This is a genomic window from Endozoicomonas sp. ONNA1 (genome assembly GCF_024606325.1).
GTDB lineage: Bacteria > Pseudomonadota > Gammaproteobacteria > Pseudomonadales > Endozoicomonadaceae > Endozoicomonas_A.
This window is the reverse complement of record NZ_JAHHPN010000057.1, coordinates 1-5864: the sequence shown is the minus strand read 5'-3', so window position 1 is coordinate 5864 and position 5864 is coordinate 1. Positions and strand designations below refer to the sequence as shown.

General features: G+C 46.0%; 3 protein-coding genes. All 3 read left to right on the top strand.

The window, feature by feature from the left end:
• Positions 1-233, top strand: a 233-nt coding sequence (locus KDK19_RS01260; RefSeq protein WP_257275470.1) for a hypothetical protein, incomplete at its 5' end; no start/stop codon positions are given.
• A gap of 89 nt (positions 234-322) precedes the next feature.
• Positions 323-481 (top strand): hypothetical protein, encoded by a 159-nt coding sequence (locus KDK19_RS01255; RefSeq protein ID WP_257291180.1) that lies wholly within the window; start codon positions 323-325, stop codon positions 479-481.
• An 80-nt stretch (positions 482-561) separates the two neighbouring features.
• Positions 562-5864, top strand: a 5303-nt coding sequence (locus KDK19_RS01250) for a hypothetical protein (protein WP_257291179.1), incomplete at its 3' end; no start/stop codon positions are given.

The following is a 5864-nucleotide window of genomic DNA, read 5'->3' as shown; positions in this document are numbered from 1 at the left end:
AATACTTCAAGGAAAATGTGCCTAAATGGTCATTCTCCCACGCAGAAAGTATTCCATACTCCTACACTCTGGGTGTCTTTTACGACTGGCAACAAAGCGTTGACAAGAAAGTTCCTGTTCATGACAAGAGAAATGCTCCTCAGTCAGGTCTTCTACCTGAAGTCGTGAAACCAACACAGGCAAATCTTGATAAAGGTTGGCGTGACAATGAGAATACCCGAGACGAACTCTGATCAGAAACCAATATAAAGGAATACATCCCGGTAGGAGACGATTTCGAGACAAAGCTTGATATGAGCTGGTTATTTTTGGCCTCATCCAGATGGGTTCAGTCAACCTGTCCCGTATTGCCCGAACTATGGGACACGGTACCGGGATCGACTTCGGGCGTAAACGTCTCAAGCGTTTCTTCGTCCGGAGTGGCATGGATATTCCTTCCCTGAAAAAAACAACGCAAACGAACAACTCTCAGCTAAATTGAACGATTGAAAGCACCCTTCCCTGCCCGGTTTGGCATTCACTTGTCACGGTGATAAAAGTACTCAGCCCTGAGGTACTAGAATGACATATGCTCGTCCCAATGCGTTAAGCCTTGCAGTGGCCTTTGCCATCAGCTCTTCCTTCATTGGTACACAAGCACTGGCCGATCGCAAGCTACACATAAAGTCTGTCGATATACTGGACAATGGACGTAAAGAGTATACCCAGAGAGGGATCACGGTTCGGCCAACGTTAGGTCATGACCAGCAGCCAATACTTAAATCCTTTACCACCACCTATCGTGATAAGCCTGATCGCAGGGAAAGCTATTACGTTCCTGCTATGAGTTTTACAGAAATTCTTGCTGAAGTTACAAGTGACGTTTCCAGTGTTGATCTGTTTGAAACAGACGAAAATGGCGTTGCTCAGAAATACACCAAAGTCCTGAAAGTGGGCGATGAAGGAGTTTTCAGGTTCACCCATAACCTTGGAGAAAAGGAACTGGTCATTGAAGTCAGAGGCAAAATTACCGTTCAGGATTCAATTGAGTTTGTTCGTCGACAATCAGGTGGCAGCCTGTCGTTAGACCCACTAACGAAAATCGCCAAACCTTTAAAGCTGGCTGAGTTGCTCGACACTGTCGATCTCATGGCAGGAGACATCGACCTCGGCCCTGGCGATCACTACGTTCCCCTTGCCACCATTGAAGTTGAAAAAGTTGCAGTGAAAGGGCGCACCTTTATGCGTCTTATCGCTTCGGGCGATCAGCCCCCTGAACTGCAGCGCCTGGGTCAATCACTCTTTGTCAATGATGAGGCTCTCTTGGCGGCAGCCACCTCCGCCTATATCCAGGTTCATATTTTAGAAGAGGATTTACAACAACAGGCTCTCAATGAACTGTTAGCACACAGCAAACCCGTCGGATATGTTGTACACGTCGAGGATGACACACAGGTTTATACTGCACCTGCGGGCTATCCAAAGTTGGAAGTAACAGAAGCGCTGGAGGAAGTTATTGTTTTTCGTGGACAGAAGCAGTATCCGAACAATATCGCTGTTGTAGAAAAACTCCATAAACTCTGGGAAAAAGATGAGAGTGATAAGCCCGCTCATTCAGTAAAAAAGTGGTTTAAAAGCTATGATATCCAAAACTACCGGTACGTTATTCGGAGCAGGCAGATGGCAGTGCTGGAGGAGCTGGCTGCACACCACGATACTGAATTTAACGAACATCAACTGAAGACGCTTGCATACTATGAATCTCTCCAGCAGGCATTGACCATTGCTAATCCGGATAATGCCTATAAATTTGAATTCACACCAGGTCATATCAGAGCCGCTTCGTCGGCCATCACGCCCTGCTGGTTGCAGTTGCAACTCGTAAAACACTTCAGCTTCAAACCCGCACTTGGAAACCTTCTGGTTAACCCGCATTTTATTCAGAATATTCAGAAAGTTATACCTGATATCAACGATCTCCACCGAGCGCGAATTGATGCTCCTGAGAACGACATAGAGTTTGCTTCCAGGATCACTGTCAACATGGTCAAACAGCTGATTGAGAATGAAAGCAAGCTGCAAGAACTGTGGACAGCAGAAACTCAACTCTTCCAGCTTAGAAACCAGTTAAAGCTCTCAACGGAGCAAGCCACTGCCAGTAAAACGGAAAAACTGAGAGCGCAACAACTCAGGCTGGAAAAGCATGTTCATGATGTCATAGCAGATGCCATCAGAGCTCGAAATACTCAACTGGCAGCAGAGCTTGGTATTGATAACCCGGATGATAGCCAGCCAACTGAAGAACAAGCCAGACTTATCAGAAAGACAAGTCATGAAATTGACCAGTCGCTTGCCTCAACATTTGCCGCAACAGGAAAGCCTGACGGAGACACTGCAGAAGCAACACTGACCGCCATAGAGCGCCAGCTCAGTATTTTTCAAGGCAATGATAAGGATTTGGGTGCCCGCTTTCAGTTCATTCAAAATTATTTGCGACAACACGCTGAACAGAACCACGAGGCATTTCGGAAAAAAATGGCTATCGTTGAAGGTCGGTTAGGCCTGGTTCCGAAAAACGAAGAGGACATGGAAGCCCGTCACTATGCCATTCATCAGGCCATTCAAAAGCATCTCAAGCAGCAGACAGTTCAGATCGAACACCCTCTTCAGCAACAGAGCATTGGAACAGAAGCTGAAGCTGAAATCAAAGCCCGCTATAAAACTCTTGCCTTAGATTTAAACATTAATAATTTTGACAGCAACACAGATATTGACTTTCAAGAATACCGACTGCTTCACAAAATTGAATCACTGAACACTGCAATAAAGAAAGCTCATATGCAGAATCTTCGACAAAAAAATTTGCTTAACGAACTTCAGTCAACGAATGTTCCACTGGACGACCATCAGAATGATCTGTTTCAAAGAATCCGAAAACTCAATGATAAATGCTGTTCGGAAAAACCTCACGTCAAATCCATGAACGATGGTGTGGAATGGATTTTGCGTTTCAGACCGGATAAAGACATCGCACCAGAAGAACAAAAGGCAGATATCGAAGCATTAAATCGCGCGTTCCGCATTCATCCAAATTTTCAACTAACAATGAAAGATATCAGAACACCTGACCACCTCAAAGCCATGCCCACAGTACTCAGGAAACTGAGAGGCGTGGAGAGAGCCCTGAATAAGAAGCACAGTGGTGAGGAGGGCGATGTGTATTCCCGTCGTCGCGCGATTTCTGAGGAAATTCAGACGTACATGACAAAAGCCAGACAGCAGTCAGAGGAAAAGGCTTTGGAAATACTGGCAGATGCTGAAAAAATACTCGAAATTGAAGTCAATAAATATGAACACAAAAAAGCAAGGCTTGACAAGGTTCGTGCAACTCTTGACGGCAATGTCGTCTCCGAAAAAAAACTGAATGATCTGGTGCATACCCTCTGGAGACAAAAAATCCCGGCTGAGTTCGAAGAAAGGGAAGCAAAACTTGAGAAGCTCCATTCGGTACTGACCTATGGTGTCGAAGAAGCCGATGAGCGCGCTTTGGGAAGACAGATTCAGATGCTTGATGATATAGAGGATGAGCTAGGCATCGACGCAAGTCAAAACGTTGCTGCTAAAGAAAGAGGCAAGGATTTGAAAATTAAACTGGCCGAAATTCTGAAAGTAGAATTTGAAAAAGTCAACTTCCTGCATCCACTGGAGGATGTTCTAACTCATAAAATTTGGGAATTAGAGAATGAAGTAGGCGAACCTTATGACAATGAGGGTATCAGAAGAAATAAAAACAATGAAATTGCTCGTCAACTCAACATTAAGGACTATAAAGATGATGCCTCGAAAGATGATCAAATCCATCTCATTAAAAAAACACTCGAGGAGCTGTACGACAAAGTCGACACAGCGGGTCTGCCTCTAGTCAATGAGCGTATCGCAGCCATTGATACTGAGCTTGACAGGCAGATGGCTCTCCTGAAGCCCAAACACCGATACACTGAATCTGAGGTAGCCGAAGTCAGGACAGCGATAAGGGATGCTGAAACTGAGCTAGAGGCTCCTTATCGCAAACTGGAGGCTGTCCGTCGCAAACAGGAGGAGATCTGTGAAAATCCCGCTAACGTCGCCCCTATCACGAATGACGACAAGGCAGCGCCTGATCAGGTAATCAAAAAATTTCAGACCGAATCAGGTCTGACACTGGTTTTTAAGCAAACGACCGGAGAGCGAGTAAACGACATCAGACACTTTTTGCAGAGTGAAGATTCAGAGAAACACGATGAAATCGTTCAAAAACCGGGAGCCGCCACATCAGAACTGAAAATCTCTGTTGAGGGTGCCCCTGATAATTTGGCAAAAGAGGATGACTTCACCGCCATTAAAACACATGCAGACACTCATGATCAGGGTGAAGTTGATCAAACAGTGGGTGAACTGCCTGAAACCAGAAAAAAGTACCTTCAAATCACGAAGTTTTTGCTTGAGCACGATCGCATAGAGATGGAGTTAACCGGTGAAAAGATGAGAGACAAGAGATATCAGGAAGATCTGAAGCGTCAAAATCAGAGGATTAAGGATTCCAAAGACAAGAATCCGGAATCTGCAAGCCTGCTTAAAAACATAAGAAACATGATGAGTTCAGGCCAGAAAAACGTAGGAGTCAGAATATCAAAAGCACAAAAAGCTCTGGAGGATCATCAAACAAATCTTAAAGCCATTGAAGATGACGTGGGTCTCAAGCCAGCGCCCACTCTCAGCAACGCTGAACGGGTTGAAGCCCTGAGAAAGAGACAGCTGAAACTGGGCGGGGATGATGTTACTGCCAGCGCACTTGTGCAACTGGCCCGGGAAGAGCAAAGTCTGAACAAAGAAGTAGAAATCAGGAAAGCGGAAATAAGCGTATTGAAGGAAGTTCTGAAATCTTCTGAGGAAGCCGCCATAGAAAAGGGTGGGTTCTTCCAGTACACGCCGGGACAGGCCAATATACTGGCCGATATCCACGCCTTTGCCAGGGCGCACTCTCTGAAGAAACAGGCTCTGGAAGCCGCAATGGGTCTCATAGAATCAGCAGAAAACAGCGGTAAAGTCAGACCCTATCTTCCGACTTTTGACTTTGACGATGAATTTGCACCGATTCACTTGCAAGCATTGGTCGGAGACGATCTGAAATTTGCCCAGATCAGACGGATTGTGGAAGTCTTCAAAAATCTGAAGACAACATTCATGTTCCAGCCTGTAGAAGATCAGTCTCTGAATACTTTGGAAAAAGTCCAGGATCTGGCAGACTGGGCAAGGACTCACATTAAAACCGGACCACAAGAGTACGACGATGAAATCTATGGCATGGGCGAAGCAGCTATTCACTTCGTTGAACACGAACCAAAGGATCTGAAAAGCTTCTCGGAATACTTCGCTGCCCGTTCTGCCAGTGGTTACAGGATCATTGCTTTACTGCGAGAAGGTCTGATCAGCAAGATTGAACTTGAGCACTATTTAAAGGCTGTCAGAGGTGTCGATGATTACCAGACAGTGGATGAATTTGAACACTTCCTTGGCTACAGACACGGCATCAAGGTGCCCCAGTTCAGGGCCGTTGTCCAGATGCTGTCCGACGAGGGTGTTGACGAGTTCGTACAGAGTGCTTTTTCTCCTGTGATCATGACCGCAACTGGCCCGGCAGGTATGCAGGAATCAGTTGCCGGCATGAAGGAGTACGCAGCTTCTGTCATCGCTAACTACGTTCTTGACGACATCGCCTTCGAAAACGGCCGCAAGACGGCTGCATTTCTGGCCAATGCTCAGGATACCCTGACACCATACGCCAATGCCATTGGCGTGTCTGAATCAGAGCTGATCAAGGCTATCCATGACACATTGATGCAGGC

Excerpts from the sequence above, each read along its gene's own strand:
- KDK19_RS01255 (WP_257291180.1), top strand. The coding sequence starts at position 323 with ATGGGTTCAGTCAACCTGTCCCGTATTGCCCGAACTATGGGACACGGT.